Source organism: Luteibacter sp. 1214, from assembly GCF_031455395.1.
Lineage (GTDB): Bacteria > Pseudomonadota > Gammaproteobacteria > Xanthomonadales > Rhodanobacteraceae > Luteibacter > Luteibacter mycovicinus.
On sequence record NZ_JAVDSQ010000001.1, the window covers coordinates 799349 to 824083 of the forward strand.

Here is a 24735-nt window from a genome sequence, read left to right on the forward strand (position 1 = left end):
GGCGGCGTGGCGACTTTACGCCACCGCCCGGTTAGCCCGCGACAACTGATCGGCCGCGACGGGCACACCCAGCAGGTAGCCCTGCAGCGCGTTGCAACCCAGTCGCGTCAGCAGTTCCTGTTGCTCGACCGTCTCCACGCCCTCGGCCACGATTTTCAGACCCAGCGTCTTGCCCAGCGCGATGATCGCCGAAACGATCGCCTCGTCGTCATTGCCCTGGGTCAGTTCGGTAATGAAGCCACGGTCGATCTTCAGCTCATCGGCCGGCAGCTGCTTGAGGTAAAGCAGGCTCGAATAGCCGGTGCCGAAGTCGTCGATGGATATGCCTACGCCCAGCGCGGCCAGCTGATTGAGAATCGCGAGGCTAGCCTCCGCATCGCGCATCGCGGTCGACTCGGTGACCTCGAGCACGAGATGGCGCGGCTCGATACCGTGACGTTCGAGGGCCTCCCTGAGCACGTCGACCAGACCGACATGGGTCAGCTGCACGGTCGACAGATTGACCGCGACCGTCCAGTCGTCGTGCCCCTCATCCTGCCAGGCGCGCATCTGCCGGCAAGCCTCGTCGATCACCCAGTTGCCGATCGGCACGATCAGCCCCGTGCGCTCGGCGACCGAGAGGAACTCATCGGGTGGCACGAGCCCCACATCCGGCTTCTGCCAGCGCAGCAATGCTTCGACGCCGACCATCGGGCCATTCGGCGAGACGAGCTTGGGCTGGTAGTGCAGCAGGAACTCACCCCGATCCACCGCCCGGCGCAGATCCTGCTGGAGCTGCAGTTGCTGGTGAACGTTGGCGTTCATCGCGCTCTCGAAGAAGCAGTAACCGTTGCGGCCCTGTTCCTTCGCGTGGTACATCGCCGCATCGGCGTTGACCATGAGCTCGTGCGTGGTCCGGCCATTCTCGGGATCGATCGCGATACCGATGCTCGCCGCGACGTGCACGGTGTTGTCGTCGATGCTGTACACCGCACCCAGCTGGTCGACCACCGTTTGCGCGAGCACGGCGGCATCTTCGGGCGTCCCGATGTCCAGCACCACGACGAATTCGTCGCCACCCAGGCGAGCCACCGTGTCATGCTCGCGCTTGATCGCGAGGATACGGCGCGACACCGCCTTGAGCAGAAGATCGCCGACGTGATGTCCGAACACGTCATTGACCGCTTTGAAACCATCGAGATCGATGAACAACACCGCCAGTTGCCGCTTCTCGCGCGCTGCCGTGTGAATCGCCTGCTCCATGCGATCGCCAAGCAGGACACGGTTGGGCAGCCTTGTCAGGTTGTCATGGAGCGCCAGCTGCACGAGCTCGCTGTTCGCCCGGTCGAGCGAGGTGACCAACGCATCGGCGCGCACGTCGAGCATCGCGATGATCAGGGCGATGGCGAAGACCATCAGGCTGATCAGGATCACGACGACCGCAAGCCATTTCGCATCCAGACCGGAGTTGGCCGCACCACACCAGCTGCCCAGCGGGAACTGAGAGGCGGCCATGCCGGTGTAGTGCATCCCGACGATCGCGCAACCCATCACCAGCGATGCACCTACGCGCGGAAGCACGACACGCTCGGCGTCGCGACGAAGTCGGAAAGCGATCCAGAGCGCCGCACCCGAAGCGAGCACCGCGATGGCGATCGACGCGGCGAACAGCCAGGGCTCATAGATCACCCCCGGCTCCATCTTCATGGCGGCCATGCCGGTGTAATGCATCGCGGCGATGCCGGCACCGAGGAGCAGCGCACCACCACACAGGCGGCGCCCCGGTAGTTCTTCGAGACAGACCAGCCATAGCGCGAACGCCGACGAGCTCACCGCGATCGCCAGCGACAGCGTCGTCAGACCCAGGTCGTAACCGATGGCGATCGGCAGACGGAATGCCAGCATGCCTATGAAATGCATGGACCAGATGCCGAAGCCCATGGCCACGGAGCCGCCGACAAGCCACAGCACGGAAGCACGCCCGCGCGTGCTCGCCACCCGGCCGGCCATGTTGAGCGCTGTGTAGGACGCCAGGACCGCGACGATGAGCGAGAAGAAAACGAGGATGCCGCTGTAACTGCTTGCGAGCATGAGGGAATCTGCCAGGCCTGCTATGGCCATCGAATACGGCCGTCGAGGATGTGTCGGCAAATTTACCGAATTCTTGAGCGGGGGATGATGCGGAAACTCTGCATCTGCTCAGAACTGCTGCCGCCGCTGATCGGGATCGAATCGCAGACACAAAAAAACCCGCTTCCGCGGGTTTGATTGCGATCCGGTTGAGGTACTCCGGATCTTGCGTTGGTGCCCAAGGGGGGACTCGAACCCCCACAGCCTAAGCCGCTACCACCTCAAGGTAGTGCGTCTACCAATTCCGCCACCTGGGCATAACTTTTACAGCGTGTTGCGTGTGTCGCTGATTACTTCTTGGCCGGTTCGGCGGGAGCCTGGGTGGCTTCCTGCTTCGCAGCCGGAACATCGTTGGTCGCTGCCGGCGCCGTGGCGGCCGGGGTGTCACCGTTGGCGGCGGGTGCCTGCGGCACATCCGACGCGACCGGCTTCACCGGAGCGTTGTTGGCGGGAGCGGCCGGCGTGGTAACGCCAGACATCACGCCAAGATCCGCGGCCGGCTGGGGAGCACCCGTGCGACCGAGGTAGATACCCATACCCAGGCTGAGCACGAAGAACAGTGCCGCCAGGATCGCGGTAGCTCGCGTCATGAAGCTCGACGAACCACGCGCACCGAACACGGTTGCGGACGCGCCGCCACCGAAACCCGAACCTGCATCCGCACCGGCGCCGCGCTGCATGAGGATCAGCACGATCATCGCCGCGGCGATCAGGATATAGAAAACGCTGAAGAGGATGAACATATCTTCTTGTTTGCCGTGTCGCGATTATCGCGCCGCGGCGCATATATCCAGGAAATCGGACGCTACGAGAGCCGCACCGCCGATGAGTCCCCCGTCTACATCAGGCTGGGCGAAAAGTTCGGCCGCATTGGCCGGCTTGACGCTTCCACCGTAAAGCACCCGGGTCAGGAGCGAGATATTAACATCCTTTTTTGCCAGTTGGCTACGGATGAAGGCATGAATTTTTTGCACCTTGTCCGGAGTGGCCGTCAGACCCGTCCCGATAGCCCAGACAGGCTCGTACGCGATGACCGCCTGACGGAACGGTTCGATGCCCACGTGTACCAACACGGCCTCTAGCTGGCGACCGATTACGGCCTCGGCCTGCCCGGCCTCGTGCTCCTCACGGGTCTCACCGACACAAAGGATGGGAGTCAGCCCCGCGCCGAGGGCGGCCTCGACTTTTCCGGCCACGACCGCGTCGGACTCGTGCTGATACTGACGACGTTCCGAATGGCCGACCAGCACCCACGTCGCGCCCACGTCCCGCAGCATGCTGCCCGAGACCTCACCGGTGAAGGCACCCGACGCCGAGTGCTCACTCAGGTCCTGGGCACCGAAGCGCAGCCCCCGGTCGCGGTACTTGTGCGTCAGCTCCTGCAGGAACACATCCGGCGGGAAGACCACCAGGTCGGGACCGTCCGGCCGGTTCTCCACCAACTCGCGAACGAGGTCGTCCGCCATCTTGCGGGAGCCATGCATCTTCCAGTTACCGGCGACGAGCTTCGTGCGCATGGGTCAGGATTCCGTGCGGGGTAAGGGGGCGGCAGGATAGCGGCGGGCCGCCCGGCGGCAAAGCTGCATTGCCGCACGGAGGGCGCGCACGCGCCATTCACCGAGGGTAATGCATGAATCGGGCATTTGCCTTGATCCGGCCTGTCTTATGATCCCCGTATGCGCACCCTGAGAATTCTCTTTATCGCCCTGCTCGTCTTCACGAGCGGCCTGGCCTTTGCCCAGACCGACGACGCCACGACCACACCGGCGCAGCAGATCGACGATCTGCGCGGCCAGCTCGACCAGGTCGAGAAGTCCATGAAGGACGAGCAGATCACCGACGGCAAGATCGACGACCTGCGCGGCAAGGCGACGGACATCGTCTCCAACGCACAGAAGGTGTCGAGCGCCCTGCAGTCCAGCCGGGACGCGGCCAAGGCCCGCCTCGACCAGATGGGCCCCGCGCCCGCCAACGGGACGAAAGAAGCACCGGAGCTCGCCGCGTCCCGCAAGGACGCCACCAAGGCGTTCAACGCGGTCGACGCTCAGATCAAGCAGGCGGACGGCATCGCGCTCGAGGCGCAGCAGACCTCCGGACAGCTGGCGGATCTGCGGCGCATCCGCTTCCAGCAGACCATCTCCCAGCGGACCAACTCCCCCGTGTCCCGCGCGTTCTGGTCCGATCCGGCGGACGCCTTTCCCCGTGACCTGGCCAATCTTCGCGATTTCGGAAACCAGGCCAGAACCGACCTTGCCGCCAGCTGGACCCAGGGCAACCGGGTCGCGCTGATCGTCTGCGTGTTCTTCGGCCTGCTTCTGATGACGGGCGTTCGCTTCTATATCGAACATCGCGTGCGCCACCTCACGGCCAACCGCATGCCGCCAGGCCGCCTGCGCCGCTCGGCACTGATCCTGGGCATCGCGCTGACCTCGACACTCACCACCGGGCTGGGCACCCAGCTCCTTTATCTCGGCATCAACTGGAACGACACGCTCAGCCACGACACCGACGAGATCGCGAAGCACATCGTCGGACTGGTGTTCTTCGGTGCGTTCGTCGCCGGACTGGGCCGCGCACTGATCTCCGCCAAGAAGCCCTCGTGGCGACTGCCCGCACTCTCGGACGAGACCGCCCTCCAGCTGCGGCGTTTTCCGATGCTGTTCTCGCTGGCGATCGTGCTGTTCCGCTTTCTCGACCTGCTGAACCGGACGATCGGCACGAGCCTCGCGGCAACGGTCATGACCAGCAGCGTGCAAGCGGTGGTACTGACCATCCTCGCCGCCCTCGCCCTGATCCGCCTCAGCCGTACACACAAGACGGAGGCAGACGCCGACAGCGACGATGCCGGGCAAGCCACGGCCGCCCGTCCGATCTGGGCCAGCCTGCTGATCGCGGCGGCGTGGATCGCCATCATCGCTTCCTGGGTCGGTCTGCTTCTGGGCTATGTCTCGTTCGCCGCCTTCATGGCCGGACGCGTGGTCTGGATCACCATCGTGATCGCCGCGACATATCTTGCGATGCGTCTGGTCGACGACCTCTTCGAGACGCTGCTGTCGGAAAAGGGGCCGATGAGCGCCCGTGCGCAGGCGGTCTTCGGCACGCATCCCAAGATGCTGGACCAGGCGGGCGTATTGCTCTCCGGCGTCGTGAGGCTGGGTCTGTTCCTGCTCGGTCTCTCCGCCGCGGCGGCCGGTGCCGGCGGCAGTGTTCCGGACCTGCTGGAACTCGGCGGCAAACTGCAGTCGCTGAAAATCTACAACGTCGAGCTGAAACCCGATCAGATCCTCACGGCGATCGGCCTGTTCTTCGTCGGCCTGATGGCGGTGCGCGTAGCGAAGAACTGGCTGTCCGACCAGTACCTGCCGCGAACCAGCCTCGACCCGGGCATGCGCAGTTCGCTGACCACACTGCTCGGCTACGTCGGCGTCGTCATCGTCGTCGCCATCGCGCTGCTGGCGATGGGTCTCTCGGTACAGAACGTGGCGTGGGTCGCCTCGGCCTTGTCGGTCGGTATCGGTTTCGGCCTGCAGGCGATCGTGCAGAACTTCATTTCAGGCCTCATCCTGCTGGCCGAGCGACCGGTCAAGGTCGGCGACTGGGTCGTGCTGGACGATGCCGAGGGCGACATCCGCCGGATCAATGTCCGTGCCACCGAAATCCAGGTAGGCGACCGCTCGACCATCATCGTGCCGAACTCGTCGTTCATCACCAAACCGGTGCGGAACATGACGATGGCCAATCCGCAGGGGCGCGTGCAGATCAAGCTGCCGATGCCGCTGGACAGTGACCCGGTGCACGTGCGCGATCACATGCTGGAAGCGATGACCGCGCATAGCGCCGTGCAGGATACGCCCGCGCCGTCGGTGACGCTGGACAGCATCGACCGCACCGCGATGATGTTCGTGGCGACGTGCTATGTGGGTAGCCCGCGCGACGTCGGCGGAGTCAAGAGCGATCTGTTGTTCGACATCATCGCCCGGTTGCGCGGGGCGGATATTCCGCTGCTCCGACCGCAGGATCTGGTGTTGCGCTCGGGAGGGAATACGCCAGAGATGCCAGGGCCGACGGGTGCGGCTGCGCCGAAGGCGTCCACGGACGATCCTTCGTCGTAGGAGCGCGCCCTGCGCGCGATGCTCTTCACATCGCGCGAAAGGCGCTCCTGTAAGTCTTATTTCTCGACCGGCACCAGGCGCAGATCCTGGAAGTCGAAGCTGAAATCGGTCAACGGTGAGACGGGCTCCATCCGCACTTCGCGGACTTTGCCATCCGGATCCAGCGAAAAGTTGACGAACGCATCGCCGTTAAGCGACCGATCCGTCCAGTGAGCGATGAAGGTATCGTGCTGCCACGGCTCCAGCGTGCCGCTGAGCTGCGCGGTCTTGCTGAAGGTCATGGACAGCTTGCCGCCCTGCTTCGACACCTTGACGTCGCCGTACCACGGATCGCGATACGTACCGACATAACCATCGAGCGGCAGCGAGGGCTTCGCACCCTTCATGCGCGCCGCCTCATGCTTCTTCATGCTGTCGTCGGCGTTACCTTCCGCCTTTTTGACGCCGGCGGCGTATGCGGCGATCCAGTCGGTCTTCGGCGCATCGGTGAATGCGTCCAGCGCACGCATGGTCACCGCCTGGAACGCGGCACCGCTCTCCTGATTGGTCAGCACCACGATACCCAGCTTGAGGTCGGGAACCATCGTGACGCGCGAGACCATGCCGGGCCAGCCACCGGTGTGCCAGACCAGCTTGTGACCGCGATAGTCGGAAACGAACCAGCCTTCGCCGTAGCCGGAGAAGTTCGGTCTGGCCGATTTGAGTTCGGGCACGGTGGGCTCAGGGATACGGATCGGCGTGATCAACGACCACATTTCGGCCTGACGCTTTTCGCTGAAGAGACGTTGTTCCTTGCCGCTGCCGTCCTTGTACGTGCCGCCATCGAGCTGCATGGTCAGCCACTTCGACAGGTCGTGCACGCTCGAGTAGATGCCGCCCGCCGAAGGATTGTTGTTCCACGACATCGGCGCGACCGGCTTCAGGTCCTTGAAGTCGAATTTGGCATGACCCGTAGCGATGTCGTCGTTCGGGCCGATGCTTTCCGGCGCATGCGTCTGCGACTCGGTCATGCCCAGCGGAACGAAGATGCGATCGTGCACGAAGTCGGCCCAGGGCTTGCCCGAGACCTGCTCGATCACCAGGCCCGCCACCGCGAAGAGAATGTTGTCGTACGCATACTCCGCACGGAAACTGTTGGTCAGAGGCACGTAACGAAGACGCTGCACCACTTCCTTCGTGGTGTACGTCGTCGCGGGCCAGTACAGCAGGTCCCCCGCGCCAAGGCTGAGGCCGCTGCGATGCGCAAGCAGATCGCGCACGCGCATCTCGCGGGTCACGTAGGGATCCGACATCTGGAACCAGGGCAGCCGGTCGACCACCCGGTCGTTCATGTCCAGCTTGTTCTCGTCGGAGAGGATAGCCAGCGACGCCGCGGTAAACGCCTTGGTATTCGAGGCGATGGCGAACTGGGTATGCGCATCGACCTTGGCAGGGTCGCCCAGCTTGCGCACGCCCGAGCCCATCTCGAGGACGATCTTGCCGTCCTTGACGATCGCCACGGCGATACCCGGCACGTCGAACTGCTTGCGCGTCGCATCGACATAGGCGTCGAAGTCGGCCAGCGCCGCCGGACGGGATGCCGTGGCGGCGGAAGCGGGCGACGGCCCCACGTCCTGCCCCTGCGCGGCGAGTGCGAACGCGAAGCTGGTGACGCCGAAGGCGAGAAGATAACGAAGACGCGACATGGAAAGCCCCTGCAGGCAAAACGGTGTGGGGACTATTCCACGCATCGCCGTCCGGCGAAAGACTTCTCTCAGGCCTTGCTTTTCTGGCTGAAAAGCACGCTGCCGAGAATGATCGCGCCGGCGAGCGCCATGGTCGGGGTGAGCGCCTCACCGAGGAACATCCAGGCCCAGGCCACGCCGAACAGGGGCACCAGATAGGTCGCGGTGGCGGCGCGCGGCGCACCGATACGCTGGATGAGGCGAAAGTAGAACGCGTAGGCCAGACCGGTGGAAAGCACACCCAGCGCCGTGACGGCGACCCACGACTTCACGGGAATGGGCGCGTCGGGCCATGTCAGCACGGCCAGCGGCGCGGTCAGAAGGGTCGCACCGAGCAGGCACCCGGCCGCTACTGCCGTGGGCGCGATATCGGACAGGTAGCGCTTGATCAGATTGCCGGCAAGTCCGTAGCAGAACGACGCCGCGGCGCCCGCCAGGGCGGCCGGTGCCACGTTGTCACCCGCAGTGCGGCCGCTGGCGAGAATCACCACGCCGATAAAGCCGGCGACCAGGGCGATGGCCTTGCGCGTGCCGATCTTCTCACCGAAGCCGACGAAGGCGACGAGGGCCGCGAAGAGGACCGTCATGCTGTTGGCGATGGCGCCAATGCCAGCCGGTGCGCGCTCCGCACCCCAGGCGAACAGGGTGAACGGGACGGCCGCGCTCAACGCGCCGAGTACCAGCATCTTCCACAGATGCGAAAAGCGCAGGGTGCCGCGGGCGCGCCACAACAGCGGCAGCAGGATCACCGAACCGAACAGCAGGCGCGTCGCCACCATCGGGAACGGGCCGAAGTCTTTCGCGGCCACGCGCATGAAGAGAAACGAGCCGCCCCAGATGGCGCCCAGGGCCACCAGCTCGACCGGTGTACGCCAGTCCCGCGTGGCGGTCGGCGTGATCGAATCGACGGGGGCATCGGTGGCAGCGGACATACGAACCTCACTTGTGTCTGGCCCTCATTGTCGCCGGAACCACGGGGCCGACAAGCGCGTTCTTTGCAACGCTGCCTATCGCCCGATTCATGCCTGCCATGCGTCCCTCCCCTTCCCTTGCGTTCACTGAGCGGGCGGAGCGGGAAACCCTGGAGCCTGGGAGGCCGCCCTACTCCACCCCGACGAAGCCACCGGTCTGATGCGCCCACAAGCGCGCATAAAGGCCGCCACGCGCAATCAGCTCCGAATGCGTGCCGGTCTCCACGATGGCCCCGTGTTCCATCACGACGAGACGATCCATCTTCGCGATGGTCGACAGGCGGTGGGCGATCGCGATAACGGTCTTGCCGCGCATCAGCGTCTCGAGGCTCTCCTGGATCGCTGCCTCCGCTTCGGAATCCAGCGCCGAGGTGGCTTCGTCCAGAACCAGAATGGGCGCATCTTTCAGCAGGACGCGCGCAATGGCGATACGCTGCCGCTGGCCACCCGATAGCTTCACGCCACGCTCGCCGGCGTGGGCGTCGTAACCCGTGCGACCTTCGCCATCCGACAGCAGCGGGATGAACTCATCCGCACGAGCTTGCCGGACGGCCTCGGCCATCTCCGCGTCGGTCGCATCCGGACGCCCGTAAAGCAGGTTGTCCCGGATCGATCGATGCAGCAGCGAAGTATCCTGCGTCACCACGCCGATCTTCGAGCGCAGCGATTCCTGGGTGACCTTCGCGACATCCTGCCCATCGATGTAAATGTGCCCGTCCTCGAGGTCGTAGAGACGCAGCAGCACGTTCACCATCGTGGACTTGCCGGCACCCGACGGGCCGACCAGTCCGATCTTCTCACCCGCACGCACGACCAGATCGAGGCCGCCGATGATGCCGCCGGCCTTGCCGTAATGGAAATGAATATCGTCGAAGCGGACCTCGCCCTTCGACACCACCAGCGGCACGGCGTCGGCCCGATCGACCACCGTACGTTCCTGCGAGAGCGTGGTGATGCCATCCTGGACGGTACCGACATCCTCGAAGATGCCGTTGACCACCCACATGATCCAGCCGGACATGTTGTTGATACGGATGACCAGGCCCACGGCGAGCGCCACCTGACCCGTCGTCACCGTGCCACGCGACCAAAGCCACAACGCCAGTGCGCTGGTGAAGCCGATCAGCAGGCCGTTGAGCGTCGTGATGGAGACATCCATCGTCGTGACCATGCGGCTCGACGACCGCACCTTCTCGGTCTGCTCGACGATGGCTTCACGCGCATAGGCTTCCTCGCGATTCGTATGGGCGAAGAGTTTCAGCGTCATCACGTTGCTGTAGCCGTCGACGATGCGCCCCATCAGCTTCGAGCGGGCCTCCGACGCCTTCCACGAACGCTCCTTCACCCGCGGCACGAAGAACACGAGCATGCCGATATAGCCAGCGATCCAGCAGATCAGCGGAACGGCCAGCCAGATGTCCGCTTTGGCGAACAGGTAGATCGAGGTGCCGGCATAGACGGTGACGTACCAGAGGGCGTCAACCACCTGCACGGCCGACTGCCGCAGCGAGGGCGCCGTCTGCATGATGCGATTGGCGATGCGCCCGGCGAAGTCGTTCTGGAAAAAGGACAGGCTCTGCTTGAGCACATAGCGATGATGCTGCCAGCGCATCATGCTGGTCATGCCGGGATTGAGTGTCTGGTTGACCAGAAGATCGTGAATTCCGATCGAGAGGGGACGCAGGACGACCACGACGAACGCCATCCACGCGAGCGTGCCGGCGTGCGTCTGGAAGAAAGTCGCCGCCGGCGTCTTCTGCGCCATGTCGACCAGGCGCCCCAGAAAGTCGAACATGGCGACTTCGATCAGGGCGACGGCCAGCCCCACCACGAGGGCTGCGACGAAGATCTTCCATACCTGACGCAGGTAATGGGCATAGAAGCGGACGACACTCTTCGGCGGGGTCCGATCAGGGACCTCGCGGAAAATGTCGATCAGGGATTCGAACCATCGGAATATCATGCCGGCATTGTAGACCGGTATGGAGTCACGTCGATGTCGTAAGGCACCGGGGGATACGTGGTCCACGTATCCCCCGGCCAGGGCCCCGGTCAGGAGAGCGTTTCACGCTCCCAGTGCCGTCCCGCGGCCAGCGCCTGCACGAAGCCCTTCGCGAACCCATCGCTGGCCTTTCCGCCCGTGACGACCACGCCGTGCTCGCTGCGGACGTCCTTTTTTTCGCCGACGGCGACACCGCCGGGCAGACCGACGAGAAGCTCGGCGCCTTCACCGCTGGCAGCGATGGCCTTGCAATGGCGCCAGCTGTCCTTGATGAAGTCCGCGACATCCGGCACGCGCTTCAGCAGATCGACGCTACCCCGGCCGCCCGGCACGTAGATCGCATCGAACAGCACCGAATTGCTCGTGAGGAAGCTGAAGTCGGCCTCGACGGAATCGCCGTTCGAGCGAATCGAACCAAGCTGAGGTGCGACGAACTTGACCTGTACCCCACTCTGCTCGAGGGCCTTGCGTACCGCAGCGACGTCATCAGCCGCGAAGCCATCGGCCAGCAGCACCGCCACCTTGCGCGTCGCCAGGGTGTCGCCTGGCCGGTGGCGCATGCTGAGCGCCGGGGAGACCGGCACGTCACGCGCCGGCGTCGGTTGATAACTCTTCGGATCCGCGTCGGCTGGCACGCTTCGGTTGAGCGGCCCGTCGCTCTTCTTCGGGACAGGAATGCCGAGCGCCTGCGCCACGCTCGCCGCAAGGTCCGTGTCGACCTGAGCCAGCATGAACAGCATGCGTTGCCGTACCGTCGGCTCCTGTACCTTGCCCAGCTCGAAGCGCAGCGCGCTGACGATATGGTTGTACTCGGCCTCGGACTGGCTGTGCAGGAACATGCGCGCCTGCGTGAAGTGATCGAGGAACGTTTCACTACGCGCACGTACCTTCCGCGCGTCGATGCGCTCGTTCACCGACGTGAATCCGCCATCCTTCCAGGAGGCCTGGAACGGACACCCGCCGCCCAGCGAGTTGGGCTCATACGCGACGCGCCCCTTGTCGATCGTGTGCCGCATGTGGGCATCGCGCTGGTGATTGCGGACCGGAACCACGGCACGATTGATCGGCAGCTCGTGGAAGTTAGGGCTGCCCAGGCGCGAGAGCTGCGTGTCCGTATACGAGAACAGGCGTCCCTGCAGCAGGGGATCGTTGCTGAAATCGATACCCGGCACGACGTGTCCGGGATGGAACGCGACCTGTTCGGTCTCGGCAAAATAATTATCCGGGTTGCGGTCCAGCACCATGCGGCCGATGAGGCGCACGGGCACTACCTCTTCCGGAATCAGCTTGGTCGGATCGAGCAGATCGAAATCGAACTTGTGCTCGTCTTCCTCGTCGACCAGCTGTACACCGAGCTCCCATTCCGGGAAATCGCCCGCCGTGATGGCATCGGCCAGATCGCGCCGATGGAAGTCGGGGTCGTTGCCGGAGATCTTCAGCGCTTCGTCCCAGGCCACGCTGTGCAGACCGAGCTTCGGCTTCCAGTGGAATTTGACGAAGGTCGACTTGCCCGCCGCATTGACGAAACGAAACGTGTGGACGCCGAACCCTTCCATCATCCGGTAGCTGCGCGGAATCGCACGGTCCGACATCGCCCACATGATCATGTGCATCGACTCGGGCATCAGGGAGATGAAATCCCAGAAGGTGTCGTGTGCGCTGGCGGCCTGCGGAATCTCGTTATGCGGCTCGGGTTTCACCGCATGGATCAGATCGGGAAACTTGATCGCGTCCTGAATGAAGAACACCGGGATGTTATTGCCGACGAGATCGTAATTGCCTTCCTCGGTATAGAACTTCACCGAAAAGCCGCGCACGTCGCGGGCGAGATCGGTGGACCCGCGGGAGCCCGCCACGGTGGAGAAGCGGACGAAAACCGGCGTGCGCTTCCCTTTCTGTGCCAGGAAGGACGCGCGCGTGACCGATGCCAGCGAATCGTAGGCCTCGAAATAGCCATGCGCCGCGGCACCGCGCGCATGGACGATACGTTCCGGGATGCGCTCGTGATCGAAGTGGGTGATCTTTTCGCGGAGGATGAAATCCTCCAGCAGCGTCGCGCCGCGCTCGCCGGCCTTCAGCGAGTTCTGGTCGTCGGCGATGCGCGTTCCCTGATCGGTCGTCATCGTCGCGCCGGCGGCATCGACGGTATCCCTCGCCAGATCGGCGCGCTTGGGATCGTCGTGGACGGCGGAGGAGTGCTTGCGTGAATCGTCGGCTGGGGCTTTGGGCGCCTTGCTCATGATGTACCTCGCGTGTTCTCAACGGGAGGTATATGGCAGCGGCCCCGTGAATCGCGGGTCAAGCCAGTGCAAAGGCCACACTTCTACGTAGGTATCAGGCGTGGCGCGCCAGCGCCTTGTCGAGGGCGACGAGCGCGAGGCCCAGACCGAGAAACAGAGCCCCCACGAGAAGGCTGTTGAGCAGCACCGCGACGTAACCCAGGTGAGCCACGTCCATGAACGGATAGGGATACTCATGCACCACGGCGCCCCGACCCAGCGTCCATACCAGGAAAGCCAGCGGAAACACCATCCAGCGCAACGCGTCACCCCAAACCAGTGCGCCATGCGGGAGCAACGCAAGCCACCACACGACGAACAGAAACGGCACGACGTAATGCAGCGAACGATCGGCGACCAGCTGCGGCCCCATCGGGTGCCAGAGCGACTGCAGGAGCACCGCGTAAATCAGACAGGTCACCGAAATGGACAAGGCCGCCAGTCCGCGCACGCGCGGGCCACGCCATATCCGCAGGGGAGCCCATTCACCACCCGTCGCCGACGAGGTGGCGACCAGCGCGACCAGAAGGTTCGACAGGATGGTGAAGAAGCTGAAGAAACGCAGCGTCACTTCCAGTACCGGCCCCGACCAGAGCATCAGCCAGTACTGGAGCATCAGCGTCGGCCAGGCGACCGCTGCGACGATAATCGCGAAAAGATTTGAGACAGCGGCAACCCGGGGCGACATGGTCAGTGCGGCCAGACGTTGTTCGAGCGGTCGCGATCGGGAAGCGTGTGATCCGGATCGATCACGGCGCCCACGATCTTCTTCTGGCCCGGGACGGTCACGTCGAAGGCCGTGTGCTGCTGCCAGGTCTCCACCGGGATGCGGATATCGCGCGTGGTCTTGTCCTCGAAGGTCACCCGCAGGGTCGCAGGCATCACCAGCCGATCCAGATTGGCGATGGTCACCTTCGCACCATCCACCTTCGTCACCGCAAGGTCCAGCTGCCAGTTGTTGGCATACCAGCCGCGCCAGAACCAGCCGAGGTCCTCGCCGGTTTCGCTCTCCATCAGGCGAAAAAAGTCCGACGGTGTCGGATGCTTATAGGCCCAGGTGGTAATGTACTTACGGAACGCCGGATCGAAACGCTCGGGACCGACGATCTGCTCGCGCAACAGCACCAGGCCGAGGGCCGCCTTGAAGTACGTCGCCTGGTGCCGGTATTTCTCTTTGACCATGTCGGCACCGATCAGCAGATTCGGCGCTTCCGGATCAGCCAGCAGCGGCAGGATCTCGTCGACCGGATTGCCACCTTTGGGCGAGTACTCACTGTCGCGCTTCGGCGCGAATTCGCCCCGGTTGAACGCGTCCGCCTCATACACGTCGATGAAGGTGTTGAATCCCTCGTCCATCCAGGCGTTACGACGCTCGTCGGAACCGACGATCATCGGGAACCAGGTGTGACCGATCTCGTGCGCGGTCACCATGTGGAGGTCCTTCGGCGACGCCTTCATCGGATCGAAGACGATGCCCGGGTATTCCATACCACTGGCCGCGTCGCCGGCTTCATTGATCGCGACGGGGTACGGGTACGGGTACCACTTTGTCGAGAAGTGCTCGACAGAAGCCTTCAGGTATTCCGTCGAACGACCCCACTGCGCGTCACCGACGCTCTCCACCGGGTACACCGACATGGCCAGGGCTTTCTTGCCTTCGGGCAGATTGATCCGCGCCGCGTCCCACACGTAGCTGGTCGACGCGCCGAACGCGACGTCACGCGTGTTCTTCATCTGGAATTTCCAGGTGAGCGTACCGCCCTTCTTCGGCCGGCTGGCCGGATCGGTCACTTCCGCGGGCGTGCGGATCATCACCGTCTTGTCGCTCTCGCGTGCTTTGGCCAGCCTGTCGCGCTGCGCGGCCGTGAGCACGTCGTCCGGGTTGACCAGTTCGCCGGAGCCGGCCACGATCATGTCCGATGGCACGGTGATCGCGTAGTTGAAGTCGCCGTACTCGAGGTAGAACTCGCTGTTGAGATAGGGCGCGGTGTCCCAGCCACGTTGATCGTCGTATACGCACATGCGCGGGTACCACTGCGCCATCTCGTAGATATTGCCGTTCTTTGACGGTGCGAAGCCCGTACGGCCACCGAAATCGCCCGGCAGATCGTAAGAATATTCGATCGTCACCGAGACCTTGCCGCCTTTCGCGGAAACCGCCTCTGGCAGGCGGATCTGCATCCGTGTGTCGCTGACCACATACGTCGCCTGCGCGGTCCTGCCACCCTGCTCGACGCTCACACTCGCGATACGGTAACCATCCGTGTGCTGCTTGTCCGCCGGCTGCCGTCCGCCGGTGAAGTTGCCGCGGGCCTCGCGGGTGAAACGGTTCTCGTCCATCTGCAGCCAGAGCACGTCGAGCGCGTCAGGACTGTTGTTGGTGTAGTGGATCGTGGCCTTACCGACCAGCGTGTTCCTGACCGGGTCTAGCGTGGCGGACAGATCGTAGTCCGCCCGGTTCTGCCAGAACAGCGGACCCGGCATCCCGCTGCCGGAGCGATAAGCCGTTGCCGGCTGGGGATAATCGAACGGAGCGAACGCTTCGCGCGGATCGAAGGTCGCGGCCGCGGCGCCGAGCGAACCCGCAAGGGCGACACTGGCGAGCGACAGACGGGCAACGTTTTTCATCGGGGACACCCTGGGAACGACCCCTGAGCGTAACCGGCAAACGAAGCCCGCCTCTACCGTGCCAGAAGTCAGGTCAACGGACGTCGATCTTGCGATTCTCGCCAAGGTCGGGCGTCTTTCCCGAAAGACGCGCCTTCAGATAGTCGAACGCGACGACCATCTTCGACGAGGGCGCATCCCAGTATTCGGCGGTGTCGACGTCGACACGGATCAGCGCGATGTCCGGGTCGTCCTTGCCATCCGGGAACCAGGTTTTGATCCACTCGTTCCAGTGCGCATCGATGGACGCGCGGTCGTCGACCACGACAGCGGCGCCCGACAGCGAAACATAGCTGTTGTCGGAGGAACTGGCATACGCGACGTTGACCTGGCGATGCGCCTCCACCTCGGCAACCTTCGGCGAACTCTTGCGGGTGAAAAACCAGAGGCTGCCATCGAAGGCCTTCTGCGAGGCGACCATGGGGCGGCTGTAAAGCCGGCCGTCGCGCTCGCTGGTCAGCATGGCGACGCGGGCGTCCTTGATCAGCGACCAGATCTTCTCGTTGTCCTGCTGGCGTGCGTCGGTCATGAGAGGCTCCTTTGAAGGTAATGGAAAGCCGCACCCTCCCACTGAGCCACTGAAGAACCCGTCAAGCATCTCCCCCGAGGGACAGACATCGCCCTCACATGACGGAATTTTCTCTCCCCCTGCGCTATCAAGGCGTTTTCCCACCGAGGATGACGCCCATGGGGCTGCTCGTCGAAGGCACCTGGACCACCGCGGGGTACGACACCGGCAAGAGTGGGGGCCGCTTCGAGCGCGAGCCGACGCGTTTCCGGAACTGGATTACCCCGGATGGCTCGGCGGGTCCGACCGGCGAAGGCGGCTTTGCCGCCGAAGCCGGGCGCTACCACCTGTACATCGCACGGGCGTGCCCATGGGCACACCGCACGGCGATTTTCCGGGCCATCAAAGGCCTCGACGAGATGATCGGCCTCTCCGTGACACATTGGCTCATGGGCGACGAGGGCTGGACCTTCGAGCTCGCCGAGGGCGTCGTGCCCGATGACGTCAACGGAGTGCGCCGGATCTACGAGCTTTACAAACGGGCCGATCCGGCGGTCTCGGGCCGGGCCTCCGTCCCCGTGCTGTGGGACAAACAGAGGCGCACCATCGTCAGCAACGAGTCGGCCGACATCATCCGCATGTTCAACGACGCCTTCGATGGCGTCGGCGCCCGGCGCGGCGACTATTATCCGCAACACCTGCGCGCGGAGATCGACGGGTACAATGCGCGGATCTACGACACATTGAATAATGGCGTGTACAAGGCCGGCTTTGCCGGCAGCCAGGACGCTTACGAGGAAGCCATCGTCCCGCTGTTCGACACACTGGACTGGCTGGAGATGCACCTCTCGGACCGTCGCTACCTGTGTGGCGACCGCCTGACCGAAGCCGACTGGCGACTGTTCACCACCCTGCTCCGCTTCGACCCGGTGTACCACGGACATTTCAAATGCAACCTGCACCGCCTGATCGACTATCCCGTGCTTTGGGCGTATACGCGCGCGCTGTATCAGGAGCCGGGCATTCGCGAAACGGTCGACTTCGGGCACATCAAAAAGCACTATTACCTGAGCCACCCCTGGCTGGACCCGACCGGGATCGTTCCCGCCGGACCGGATATCGACTTCGAGGCACCGCTTTGAGTGCCTGACACGTTGATATGCCTTGCATCCTGACCGGGTAGCCACATATTCCCCCGATAAACACACGAGGACCCCACGCATGAAAATCGGTTTGATCGGTCTGGGCAAGATGGGCGGCAACATCGCCCGTCGCCTGATGAGGGACGGTCACCAGACCGTTGTCTATGACAACAACGCCGACGCGCGTGCCACGCTGGCGAAGGACGGCGGCGAAGCCGTCGAGTCGCTCGAGGCCCTGGTCCAGGCCCTGCCCTCGCCCAAGGTCGTCTGGGTCATGCTGCCGGCAGGCGAGATCACCGAGACCACGATCGCCAAGATCAGTGGCCTGCTGGGCAAGGACGACATCATCATCGACGGTGGCAACACCTTCTACAAGGACGATGCCCGCCGTGCCGAAGAGCTCGCCGCCAAGGGTCAGCACTACGTCGACGTCGGTACCTCCGGCGGTGTGTGGGGCCTCGATCGCGGTTACTGCATGATGATCGGCGGCGACAAGCCGACCGTCGACTTCCTCGACCCGATCTTCAAGACCCTCGCGCCGGGCGCCGGCGACATCCCGCGCACCGAGAGCCGTGAAGGCCGTGACCCGCGCGTCGAGAACGGCTACATGCACGCCGGTCCCGCCGGTGCCGGCCACTTCGTCAAGATGATCCACAACGGCATCGAGTACGGCATGATGCAGGCCTTCGCGGAAGGCTTCGACATCCTGAAGAACCGCAACGGCACGCAGCTGCCCGAGCGCGAGCGCTACAACCTCGACATGGCCGACATCGCCGAAGTCTGGCGCCGCGGCAGCGTCGTGTCCTCGTGGCTGCTCGATCTCACGGCCAGCGCGCTGGCCAAGGGTCCGGAGCTGGACAACTACTCCGGCTACGTCGACGACTCCGGCGAAGGCCGCTGGACGGTGAACGCCGCGATCGAAGAAGCCGTCCCTGCCGAAGTACTCACCTCCGCCCTGTTCGCCCGTTTCCGCTCGCGTCAGGACCACACCTATGCGGAGCGCCTGCTGTCGGCGATGCGCATGGGCTTCGGTGGTCACATCGAAGGTCGCGGGAAGCCGCCGAAAGAAGGCGATCATTCCTGAAAGGCATGAAAAATCCCGCTTAGGCGGGATTTTTTTTGGTCGCGCGATCTGTGTCGGGTCGTGCGATTTTCTGTAGGAGCCCGCCCTGCGGGCGATGGGCGCCAGCAGCACCCTCCAAATCGCGCGCAAGGCGCGCTCCTACCTGCCGTCCAGCTCGTTCAGGCGTTCCCGCCACCGCTCCGGCGTCTGCGGCTTGATGAACAACGCCACGATCGGCAGCTTCGCCTCTTTCGTCCGCCGCTCGATCTCGCGCACGCATTCCTCGATCTGCACCGTCGTCAACGCATCGTCGAACGCCGCGGATAGCGCCACCAGCACGTGGTCGGGGCCGACCTGCACCGTCAGCACGCCATTGACCGCCTCGATGCCGGGTACCTCGCCCGCGATGTTGCACACCTGCGCCAGAAGCTTCGGCTGCGCGGGCTCACCGATCAACAGCTCCTTGCTCTCGCGAGCCAGCGCGATCGCCGCCAGCGCCAGCACGACCGAAATACCCACCGAGGCCCAGCCATCGATGCGCGGATCGTTGAACGCGTGCGACAGATAGATACCGATGGCCGCGATGCCCAGACCGAGCAACGCCGCGGTGTCTTCGAACAGCACCGAGTAAGTGGTCGGGTCCTTGCTTCGACGGAACGCCTCGAAGTACCCGAGCCGGCCCTTCTTCCGCTGCACACTCTTGAGCGACAGCCACCACGATGAGCCTTCGAACAGCACGCTCACGGCGAGGACGATGTAAGCGGTCTTCGGGTCCTCGAGCGGCTCCGGCGTCAGGATGTGGTTGACGCCCTCGTACAAGGAGAAGCCGGCACCGAGCGACAGCACCAGCAGCGCGACGATGAAACTCCAGAAGTAGAGTTCACGACCGAAACCCAGCGGGTGCTGGCGGTCCGGACGTCGCTGGGAGCGCTTGAGCCCATAGAGCAGCAGGATCTCGTTGATGCTGTCGACGAGGGAGTGCACGCCCTCGGACAGCATCGCGGAGCTGCCGGTGATCGCCGCGGCGACGAACTTGGCGACAGCGATCGCGACATTGGACGCGAGCGCGACGTATACGACGAGTTTTGAACCTTCGGCCATGGGGTCATCGTCGCGGACAGGGTGTGTTCCGCAAGTAAAGCATGAGCAAGCCTCGCCCGCAGGGCAGCTCACCCGTAGGAGCCCGCCCTGCGGGCGAAAAGCCAACGATGCGCGGACGCGGAAACTCCACCCATGCGACGAGGTAAAACATAAAAAAAGCCGCCCCAACCGGAGCGGCTCTTTCCCAAACGCAAAACCCGTCGCGAATTACTTCGCGAACAGATGCTCCACGCCAGCGCGCTCTTCGCGCAGTTCCTTTTCGGTCGCGTCGATACGCGCCTGAGAGAACGCGTTGATCTCCAGACCCTGGACGATGGCGTACTTGCCGTCCTTGACCGTCACCGGATAACCGAAGATCACGCCCGGCTCCACACCGTACGAGCCATCCGACGGGATACCCATCGAGACCCAGTCACCCTCGGCCGTACCGAGCGTCCAGTCACGCATATGATCGACGGCGGCCGAAGCGGCCGAGGCGGCCGACGATGCGCCACGCGCCTTGATGATCGCCGCGCCGCGCTGCTGCACGGTCGGGATGAACTCGCCCTCGTACCAGGCCTGGTCGACCTGATCGAGCGCCGGCTTGCCCTTGACGGTGGTCGTGTGCAGGTCCGGATACTGGGTCGAGCTGTGGTTGCCCCAGATCGTCAGCTTCTTGATGTCGGTGGAGTGCGTACCGGTCTTCTCGGCCAGCTGCGACAGCGCGCGGTTGTGGTCGAGACGAACCATCGCGGTGAAGCACTTCGGATCGAGATCCGGAGCGTTCTGCTGCGCGATCAGCGCATTGGTATTGGCCGGATTGCCGACGACCAGCACGCGCACGTCGCGCTTGGCGTGGTCGTTCAGCGCCTTGCCCTGCGGACCGAAGATGGCGCCGTTGGCTTCCAGAAGGTCCTTGCGCTCCATGCCGGGGCCACGCGGACGCGCGCCGACCAGCAGTGCGTAATCGACGTCCTTGAAGGCGACGTTGAGGTCATCGGTGGCGACCACGCCCGCGAGGGTCGGGAAGGCGCAATCGTTGAGCTCCATCACCACGCCCTGCAGCGTGGGCAGCGCCGGGGTGATTTCGAGCAGGTGCAGGATCACCGGCTGGTCGGGACCGAGCATGTCGCCAGCGGCGATACGGAACAGGAGGGCATAACCGATCTGGCCGGCTGCGCCGGTGACGGCAACGCGAACGGGTGCTTTCATCTTTCGACTCCTCAGGGATATCGCGGGGGACTGACGATCAGCTCAGCTCGGCGAAGAACTCGACGATGCGGGCCATGCCCTTGTCGAGTGCCTCGTCCGGGCACGAATAGGAAATACGCAGGGCGCGCGGCTCGCCGAAGGCGGAACCCGGCACGCAGGCCACGCCCTTGGCATCGAGCAGCACGGCGCAGAAGTCGACGTCGGAGGTGATCTCCACGCCGTTGTGCTTCTTGCCAAAGGCCACGGAGATGTCCGGGAACGCGTAGAACGCGCCCTGCGGACGTGGGCAGACCACGCCCGGAATGGACACCAGCGCGTTGTAGACGCGGTCGCGCTTCGCGGCGAACTCGACGCACTTCTGCGCGGGGACGTCCTGCGGACCGGCCAGCGCGGCGACGGCGGCGGCGGTGACCACTTCCGGCAGGCTGGTGATGTGATTGGAGTTGAGCGTGGTGACCGCCCTGGCGACGGTTTCCGGCGCGGCGATGAAGCCCACGCGCCAGCCGGGCATGCCGTAGGTCTTCGACAGTGAATCGACGAAGATCGTGCGGTCTTTCAGCTCCGGACGGACGTGCACGAAGTTGTGGTAACCCACGCCGTCGAACACCATCGTGTTGTAGATGTCGTCGGTGATGATCCAGGTATCCGGATACTTCGCGATGACGTCGGCCAGCGCGGCGATTTCATCGCGCGTATAGACCATGCCCGTCGGGTTGGAGGGGTTGTTGAACAGGAACACACGCGGCTTGCGCGCCAGCGCTTCGTCCAGTTGCGCGGGCGTGAGCTTGTAGTGCTGCTCGGGCGGGCACGGCAGGATGTTGATCTTTGCCCCGACGATCTCGGCGATGTCGAGGTAGCTGGTCCAGTACGGGGCCGGGAAAGCGATTTCGTCGCCTTCGTCCAGCAGCGCTTCGGCCAGGTTGTAGAGGATCTGTTTGGCACCGACGCCGGTGGAGACGTTTTCGCGCTTGTAGCCGGTGAGACCCAGAGCGTCGATGTGGACCAGGAAGGCATCGACCAGCGCATCGGCGCCACGGTTGCTGCCGTACTGGCCGGAGTCCTTCGACAACGCCTCGCGGGCGGCGGCATAGACGTGCTCACCGGGAAGGAAGTTGGGGACACCGATCGAGAAGCTGACGATGTCGCGGCCTTCAGCCTTGAGGCGCTTGGCTTTCTCGGCAATGACCATGATCGCACTGGGTTTGGCGCGACCCATTCGCGTGGCGAGCTGCGGCATCGTTTCCTCGTCGGGGGTGGGGCAAAGTGCGGCATTTTAACACGCCCCAAAAAGAAAACGCCGCCCGGAGGCGGCGTTTCAAACGCTTCAACGCCTTACGGGCGCTCAGCGGTTGTCGAGCACTTCGTTCCACTTCGCGACCTGGGCGGCCTGCTTTTCGAGCAGCGCGTCCACGTCGCCTTCGACGGTCACCGTCTCGATGGTGTCGTCGCCGACGATCTTGTTGACCACGGCCTGGTCGTCCGGGCCGACCACTTCGCCGAAGACGCTGTGCTTGCCGTCGAGCCAGGGGGTGGCGCCGTGGGTGATGAAGAACTGCGAGCCATTGGTGCCCGGGCCGGCGTTGGCCATGGACAGGACGCCCGGCTTGTCGTGCTTGAGGCTGGCGTCGAACTCGTCACCGAACTTGTAGCCCGGACCGCCACGGCCCGAACCCTCGGGGCAACCGCCCTGGATCATGAAGTCGGGGATGACGCGGTGGAACGTCTTGCCATCGTAGTAGCCACGCTTGGCCAGGTTGACGAAGTTGGCCACGGTAACCGGGGTCTTGTCGTCGTGCAGGCGGAGATGGATATCGCCCTTGTTGGTCTTCATGGTGACGGTAATGGTCATCGCAATTCCTGTAACTCGTTGAAAATCGGACTATCCACTGCGAGCGGCCGGTCCGGTGGGCTGCAAAGGCTAACGAAGATGGCGCCACCTGCCCAACAGTTCAAGCGGTAAGGCGTGATGGTGCGTTCAGGTCCGTGGCAGGGCCAGCGCTTCGGCGGTCAGAGGACCGGCACCTCGCGGGCGGGTATCGCGCACGGCGGCGTCCTCCGGGAGCGCCCTGCCCTCCGTGATGTGCGCCCAGGCCCGGTCCAGCGCCGCGTAGCCGTAAGGCAGCAGCGGCACGTGGCCGTCTCCAAAGTCCGGGAAGGCCAGGAAGGAATCGAAGTGCTGCGCGTACGGTACCTTCCAGAAAACAGGCGATCGGCCGGAGGCGCGCAGCCATTTCACGTAGGGCTCCGAACTGAAGGCCACGGGGATCAGCCCGTCCTGCGCCCCGTGCACGATGAGGATCGGGAGCGCGGCGCGTGGCAGCGTCGCCGCTGTAGCCGCCACGCCAGCGCGCAGGCTGACGGCATACTCGCCCTGCCCCGTCCACAGGTCACGCAGGCTCAGATGGCCGGGCAGGGTGGGATCGAGCGAGAAGTCGGTGCCGCCGGCAAGGATGACCCCGGCCCCCGGGGGGACGCCCGAACCCTCCGCCCACCAGGCGGCGCGGATAATCGCTTCGGCCGGACCCGCGATCCCACCCGCGTGCTGTGCCCGGTATGAAAACCCGCAGGGCATCGCGCCCGCCGGGCGCCGCATATAAGCGGAGGCATACGCCGCCGTGACCGCCCGCCAGAGATCGAGCGAGGTCGAGGACGCGCCTACCTTGAGGGCGTCGTCGTCCCAGCTTGACGCCCGCAGCATGGCCAGCGCTTCGTCGGCCTGCGGGCCCGGCATGAAAGCCTTCAGCCGTCCATGCGCACGAAGCGCGGCACCCCGCAAAGCCCAGGCCGGGGGCGAGACCGCACCGACCCGCGCGAATGGCACGCGGTCGAACTCACGCGCCGCCAGGGCGGCAGGCAACAGCAGGGCCGCCTCGGTCGCATAGTCGTAGAACGGCCGCCCATGTCCTTCGACGTGGATGTTGGGCTCGAGGGCGACGACCGCCGCCAGCATGCCGTCGGTGTCGTCGCCTGCGGCACGCAGGACGGCGCCGCCGCCATTTGAGAGGCCGGTAGCGATGATGCGCGTATTTTCCGGCGTGAACGGCGCCTCGTCCGGAAACGCGCGGTCGAGCATGGCGAGACCGAAACGCGCCGCCTGCAAAACGTGTCGACCCCAGTCCGCTTCCGGGTTGTCGCCCGAGTGCGCGTGCTTCACCGCGATACCCGCGTCGTGCGGCGCGTCCTGAGCTTCGAATTCGAGTGACGCCTCCCCCGCCTTCGCCCGGGTTCCGTCGAGCGCCACACCCGTTCTATCGCCGGTATCGAAATACCCCGCGCCCGCGCCTTTGTCCGTGTACGCCACCGCGCAGCCTCGCGGCAGACCCCAGCCTCCGGCGAGGGCGATCGCACCATAGATGCCACGCGATCCCGACGAGGCGGTGACGACCAGGCAGCGCTGCGCGTGATCGAAATCATCGGGGACCTGCGCCAGCACACGATGTGACGCACGTGCACCAGACAGCGTGGCGAACGCGGTGTACTCGCGCCCTGGTACATCCGGCACCTGTCCGTAAAGCATGCCGAAGCCGCCGAGCGGACCCAGATCGGCTATACCTTTCCAACTGCTCTGGATGGCGCGTCGCCGGAGCTCCGCAGGCGTCGGCGACGTTGGCTGCGCGAACGCCGTGGACGTGCCCGTCAGCCCGCGCAAGCCGAGACCGGCGCTCAGAAGATCGTCGCCATTGCGATGGGTGGTGACGCGGACATCGCCGAAGGTGTCGGGTGCTGACATGACGCGCTATCTCGTGGCGAACGCAGAGGCACCGAGCATACCGGTCAGCGGCGGGTGAGGTTTCCGCCGATACGTTCGACGCAAGTTCTCGCGAAATATCGCAGCGCGCCAAGGTATGCTCCGGATCCCGGCAGGA

At 64.5% G+C, this 24735-nt stretch carries 18 protein-coding genes and 1 tRNA gene; 3 read left to right on the plus strand and 16 right to left on the minus strand.

From position 1 onward, the window contains the following. Nucleotides 1-15 precede the first annotated feature (15 nt). The 4 genes from J2X57_RS03330 to tpiA form a co-directional block, all read right to left on the minus strand. On the minus strand, nucleotides 16-2070 hold the full coding sequence (locus tag J2X57_RS03330; RefSeq protein ID WP_309863736.1) for an EAL domain-containing protein: 2055 nt from the start codon (nucleotides 2068-2070) through the stop codon (nucleotides 16-18). Nucleotides 2071-2281: 211 nt separating this feature from the next. Further along, nucleotides 2282-2366 (minus strand) — tRNA-Leu (locus tag J2X57_RS03335). A gap of 33 nt (nucleotides 2367-2399) precedes the next feature. Further along, nucleotides 2400-2852, minus strand: a complete 453-nt coding sequence (gene secG, locus J2X57_RS03340; RefSeq protein WP_036113913.1) for a preprotein translocase subunit SecG — start codon at nucleotides 2850-2852, stop codon at nucleotides 2400-2402. A 24-nt stretch (nucleotides 2853-2876) separates the two neighbouring features. After that, nucleotides 2877-3626 (minus strand): triose-phosphate isomerase, encoded by a 750-nt coding sequence (tpiA, locus tag J2X57_RS03345; protein WP_309863740.1) that lies wholly within the window; start codon nucleotides 3624-3626, stop codon nucleotides 2877-2879. A 159-nt stretch (nucleotides 3627-3785) separates the two neighbouring features. Here tpiA and J2X57_RS03350 point away from each other — a divergent pair, with 159 nt between their 5' ends. Further along, nucleotides 3786-6221, plus strand: coding sequence for a DUF3772 domain-containing protein (locus J2X57_RS03350; protein ID WP_052191202.1), 2436 nt, complete (start codon nucleotides 3786-3788; stop codon nucleotides 6219-6221). Between the two features lie 56 nt (nucleotides 6222-6277). Here the strand turns inward: J2X57_RS03350 and J2X57_RS03355 are convergent, their stop codons facing one another. From J2X57_RS03355 to J2X57_RS03385, 7 genes are all read right to left on the minus strand, one after another. Beyond that, a complete protein-coding gene (locus J2X57_RS03355; protein WP_052191201.1) occupies nucleotides 6278-7906 on the minus strand; it encodes a serine hydrolase in 1629 nt (542 codons plus the stop codon). Nucleotides 7907-7974: 68 nt separating this feature from the next. Further along, the gene (locus J2X57_RS03360; protein ID WP_043693472.1) at nucleotides 7975-8877 is read right to left on the minus strand and encodes a DMT family transporter; all 903 of its coding nucleotides are present in this window, start codon (nucleotides 8875-8877) and stop codon (nucleotides 7975-7977) included. 169 nt (nucleotides 8878-9046) lie between these two features. Next, nucleotides 9047-10879, minus strand: a complete 1833-nt coding sequence (locus J2X57_RS03365) for an ABC transporter ATP-binding protein (protein WP_036113918.1) — start codon at nucleotides 10877-10879, stop codon at nucleotides 9047-9049. Nucleotides 10880-10968: 89 nt separating this feature from the next. Then, nucleotides 10969-13158, minus strand: a complete 2190-nt coding sequence (locus J2X57_RS03370; protein WP_043693466.1) for a catalase — start codon at nucleotides 13156-13158, stop codon at nucleotides 10969-10971. 94 nt (nucleotides 13159-13252) lie between these two features. After that, nucleotides 13253-13885 carry a Pr6Pr family membrane protein gene (locus J2X57_RS03375; RefSeq protein WP_036113922.1) on the minus strand — a complete coding sequence of 211 codons (633 nt, stop codon included), beginning with the start codon at nucleotides 13883-13885 and terminating at the stop codon, nucleotides 13253-13255. Between the two features lie 2 nt (nucleotides 13886-13887). Further along, a complete protein-coding gene (locus J2X57_RS03380) occupies nucleotides 13888-15825 on the minus strand; it encodes a M1 family metallopeptidase (protein ID WP_309863756.1) in 1938 nt (645 codons plus the stop codon). A 73-nt stretch (nucleotides 15826-15898) separates the two neighbouring features. Beyond that, the gene (locus tag J2X57_RS03385) at nucleotides 15899-16393 is read right to left on the minus strand and encodes a pyridoxamine 5'-phosphate oxidase family protein (RefSeq protein ID WP_043693460.1); all 495 of its coding nucleotides are present in this window, start codon (nucleotides 16391-16393) and stop codon (nucleotides 15899-15901) included. Nucleotides 16394-16551: 158 nt separating this feature from the next. On the opposite strand from J2X57_RS03385, the gene J2X57_RS03390 reads away from it, so the two are divergent. Beyond that, nucleotides 16552-17514 (plus strand): glutathione S-transferase family protein, encoded by a 963-nt coding sequence (locus J2X57_RS03390; protein ID WP_309863761.1) that lies wholly within the window; start codon nucleotides 16552-16554, stop codon nucleotides 17512-17514. 79 nt (nucleotides 17515-17593) lie between these two features. After that, nucleotides 17594-18598 (plus strand): phosphogluconate dehydrogenase (NAD(+)-dependent, decarboxylating), encoded by a 1005-nt coding sequence (gnd, locus tag J2X57_RS03395; RefSeq protein WP_036113931.1) that lies wholly within the window; start codon nucleotides 17594-17596, stop codon nucleotides 18596-18598. A 138-nt stretch (nucleotides 18599-18736) separates the two neighbouring features. Here gnd and J2X57_RS03400 read toward each other — a convergent pair whose 3' ends face one another. The 5 genes from J2X57_RS03400 to J2X57_RS03420 form a co-directional block, all read right to left on the minus strand. Then, nucleotides 18737-19678: a cation diffusion facilitator family transporter gene (locus J2X57_RS03400; RefSeq protein WP_036113934.1), complete on the minus strand. Its 942-nt coding sequence runs from the start codon at nucleotides 19676-19678 to the stop codon at nucleotides 18737-18739. Nucleotides 19679-19885: 207 nt separating this feature from the next. Further along, nucleotides 19886-20869 (minus strand): malate dehydrogenase, encoded by a 984-nt coding sequence (locus J2X57_RS03405; protein WP_036113936.1) that lies wholly within the window; start codon nucleotides 20867-20869, stop codon nucleotides 19886-19888. Between the two features lie 37 nt (nucleotides 20870-20906). Beyond that, nucleotides 20907-22106, minus strand: coding sequence for an aminotransferase class I/II-fold pyridoxal phosphate-dependent enzyme (locus J2X57_RS03410; RefSeq protein ID WP_309863769.1), 1200 nt, complete (start codon nucleotides 22104-22106; stop codon nucleotides 20907-20909). A 105-nt stretch (nucleotides 22107-22211) separates the two neighbouring features. After that, nucleotides 22212-22718: a peptidylprolyl isomerase gene (locus tag J2X57_RS03415; RefSeq protein WP_309863773.1), complete on the minus strand. Its 507-nt coding sequence runs from the start codon at nucleotides 22716-22718 to the stop codon at nucleotides 22212-22214. Nucleotides 22719-22844: 126 nt separating this feature from the next. Continuing rightward, nucleotides 22845-24599 (minus strand): 3-hydroxybutyrate oligomer hydrolase family protein, encoded by a 1755-nt coding sequence (locus tag J2X57_RS03420; RefSeq protein ID WP_309863776.1) that lies wholly within the window; start codon nucleotides 24597-24599, stop codon nucleotides 22845-22847. Between the last annotated feature and the right edge of the window lie 136 nt (nucleotides 24600-24735).

Excerpts from the sequence above, each read along its gene's own strand:
- J2X57_RS03330 (WP_309863736.1), bottom strand. The coding sequence starts at position 2,070 with ATGCTCGCAAGCAGTTACAGCGGCATCCTCGTTTTCTTCTCGCTCATC.
- secG (WP_036113913.1), bottom strand. The coding sequence starts at position 2,852 with ATGTTCATCCTCTTCAGCGTTTTCTATATCCTGATCGCCGCGGCGATG.
- tpiA (WP_309863740.1), bottom strand. The coding sequence starts at position 3,626 with ATGCGCACGAAGCTCGTCGCCGGTAACTGGAAGATGCATGGCTCCCGC.
- J2X57_RS03350 (WP_052191202.1), top strand. The coding sequence starts at position 3,786 with ATGCGCACCCTGAGAATTCTCTTTATCGCCCTGCTCGTCTTCACGAGC.
- J2X57_RS03355 (WP_052191201.1), bottom strand. The coding sequence starts at position 7,906 with ATGTCGCGTCTTCGTTATCTTCTCGCCTTCGGCGTCACCAGCTTCGCG.
- J2X57_RS03360 (WP_043693472.1), bottom strand. The coding sequence starts at position 8,877 with ATGTCCGCTGCCACCGATGCCCCCGTCGATTCGATCACGCCGACCGCC.
- J2X57_RS03365 (WP_036113918.1), bottom strand. The coding sequence starts at position 10,879 with ATGATATTCCGATGGTTCGAATCCCTGATCGACATTTTCCGCGAGGTC.
- J2X57_RS03370 (WP_043693466.1), bottom strand. The coding sequence starts at position 13,158 with ATGAGCAAGGCGCCCAAAGCCCCAGCCGACGATTCACGCAAGCACTCC.
- J2X57_RS03375 (WP_036113922.1), bottom strand. The coding sequence starts at position 13,885 with ATGTCGCCCCGGGTTGCCGCTGTCTCAAATCTTTTCGCGATTATCGTC.
- J2X57_RS03380 (WP_309863756.1), bottom strand. The coding sequence starts at position 15,825 with ATGAAAAACGTTGCCCGTCTGTCGCTCGCCAGTGTCGCCCTTGCGGGT.
- J2X57_RS03385 (WP_043693460.1), bottom strand. The coding sequence starts at position 16,393 with ATGACCGACGCACGCCAGCAGGACAACGAGAAGATCTGGTCGCTGATC.
- J2X57_RS03390 (WP_309863761.1), top strand. The coding sequence starts at position 16,552 with ATGGGGCTGCTCGTCGAAGGCACCTGGACCACCGCGGGGTACGACACC.
- gnd (WP_036113931.1), top strand. The coding sequence starts at position 17,594 with ATGAAAATCGGTTTGATCGGTCTGGGCAAGATGGGCGGCAACATCGCC.
- J2X57_RS03400 (WP_036113934.1), bottom strand. The coding sequence starts at position 19,678 with ATGGCCGAAGGTTCAAAACTCGTCGTATACGTCGCGCTCGCGTCCAAT.
- J2X57_RS03405 (WP_036113936.1), bottom strand. The coding sequence starts at position 20,869 with ATGAAAGCACCCGTTCGCGTTGCCGTCACCGGCGCAGCCGGCCAGATC.
- J2X57_RS03410 (WP_309863769.1), bottom strand. The coding sequence starts at position 22,106 with ATGCCGCAGCTCGCCACGCGAATGGGTCGCGCCAAACCCAGTGCGATC.
- J2X57_RS03415 (WP_309863773.1), bottom strand. The coding sequence starts at position 22,718 with ATGACCATTACCGTCACCATGAAGACCAACAAGGGCGATATCCATCTC.
- J2X57_RS03420 (WP_309863776.1), bottom strand. The coding sequence starts at position 24,599 with ATGTCAGCACCCGACACCTTCGGCGATGTCCGCGTCACCACCCATCGC.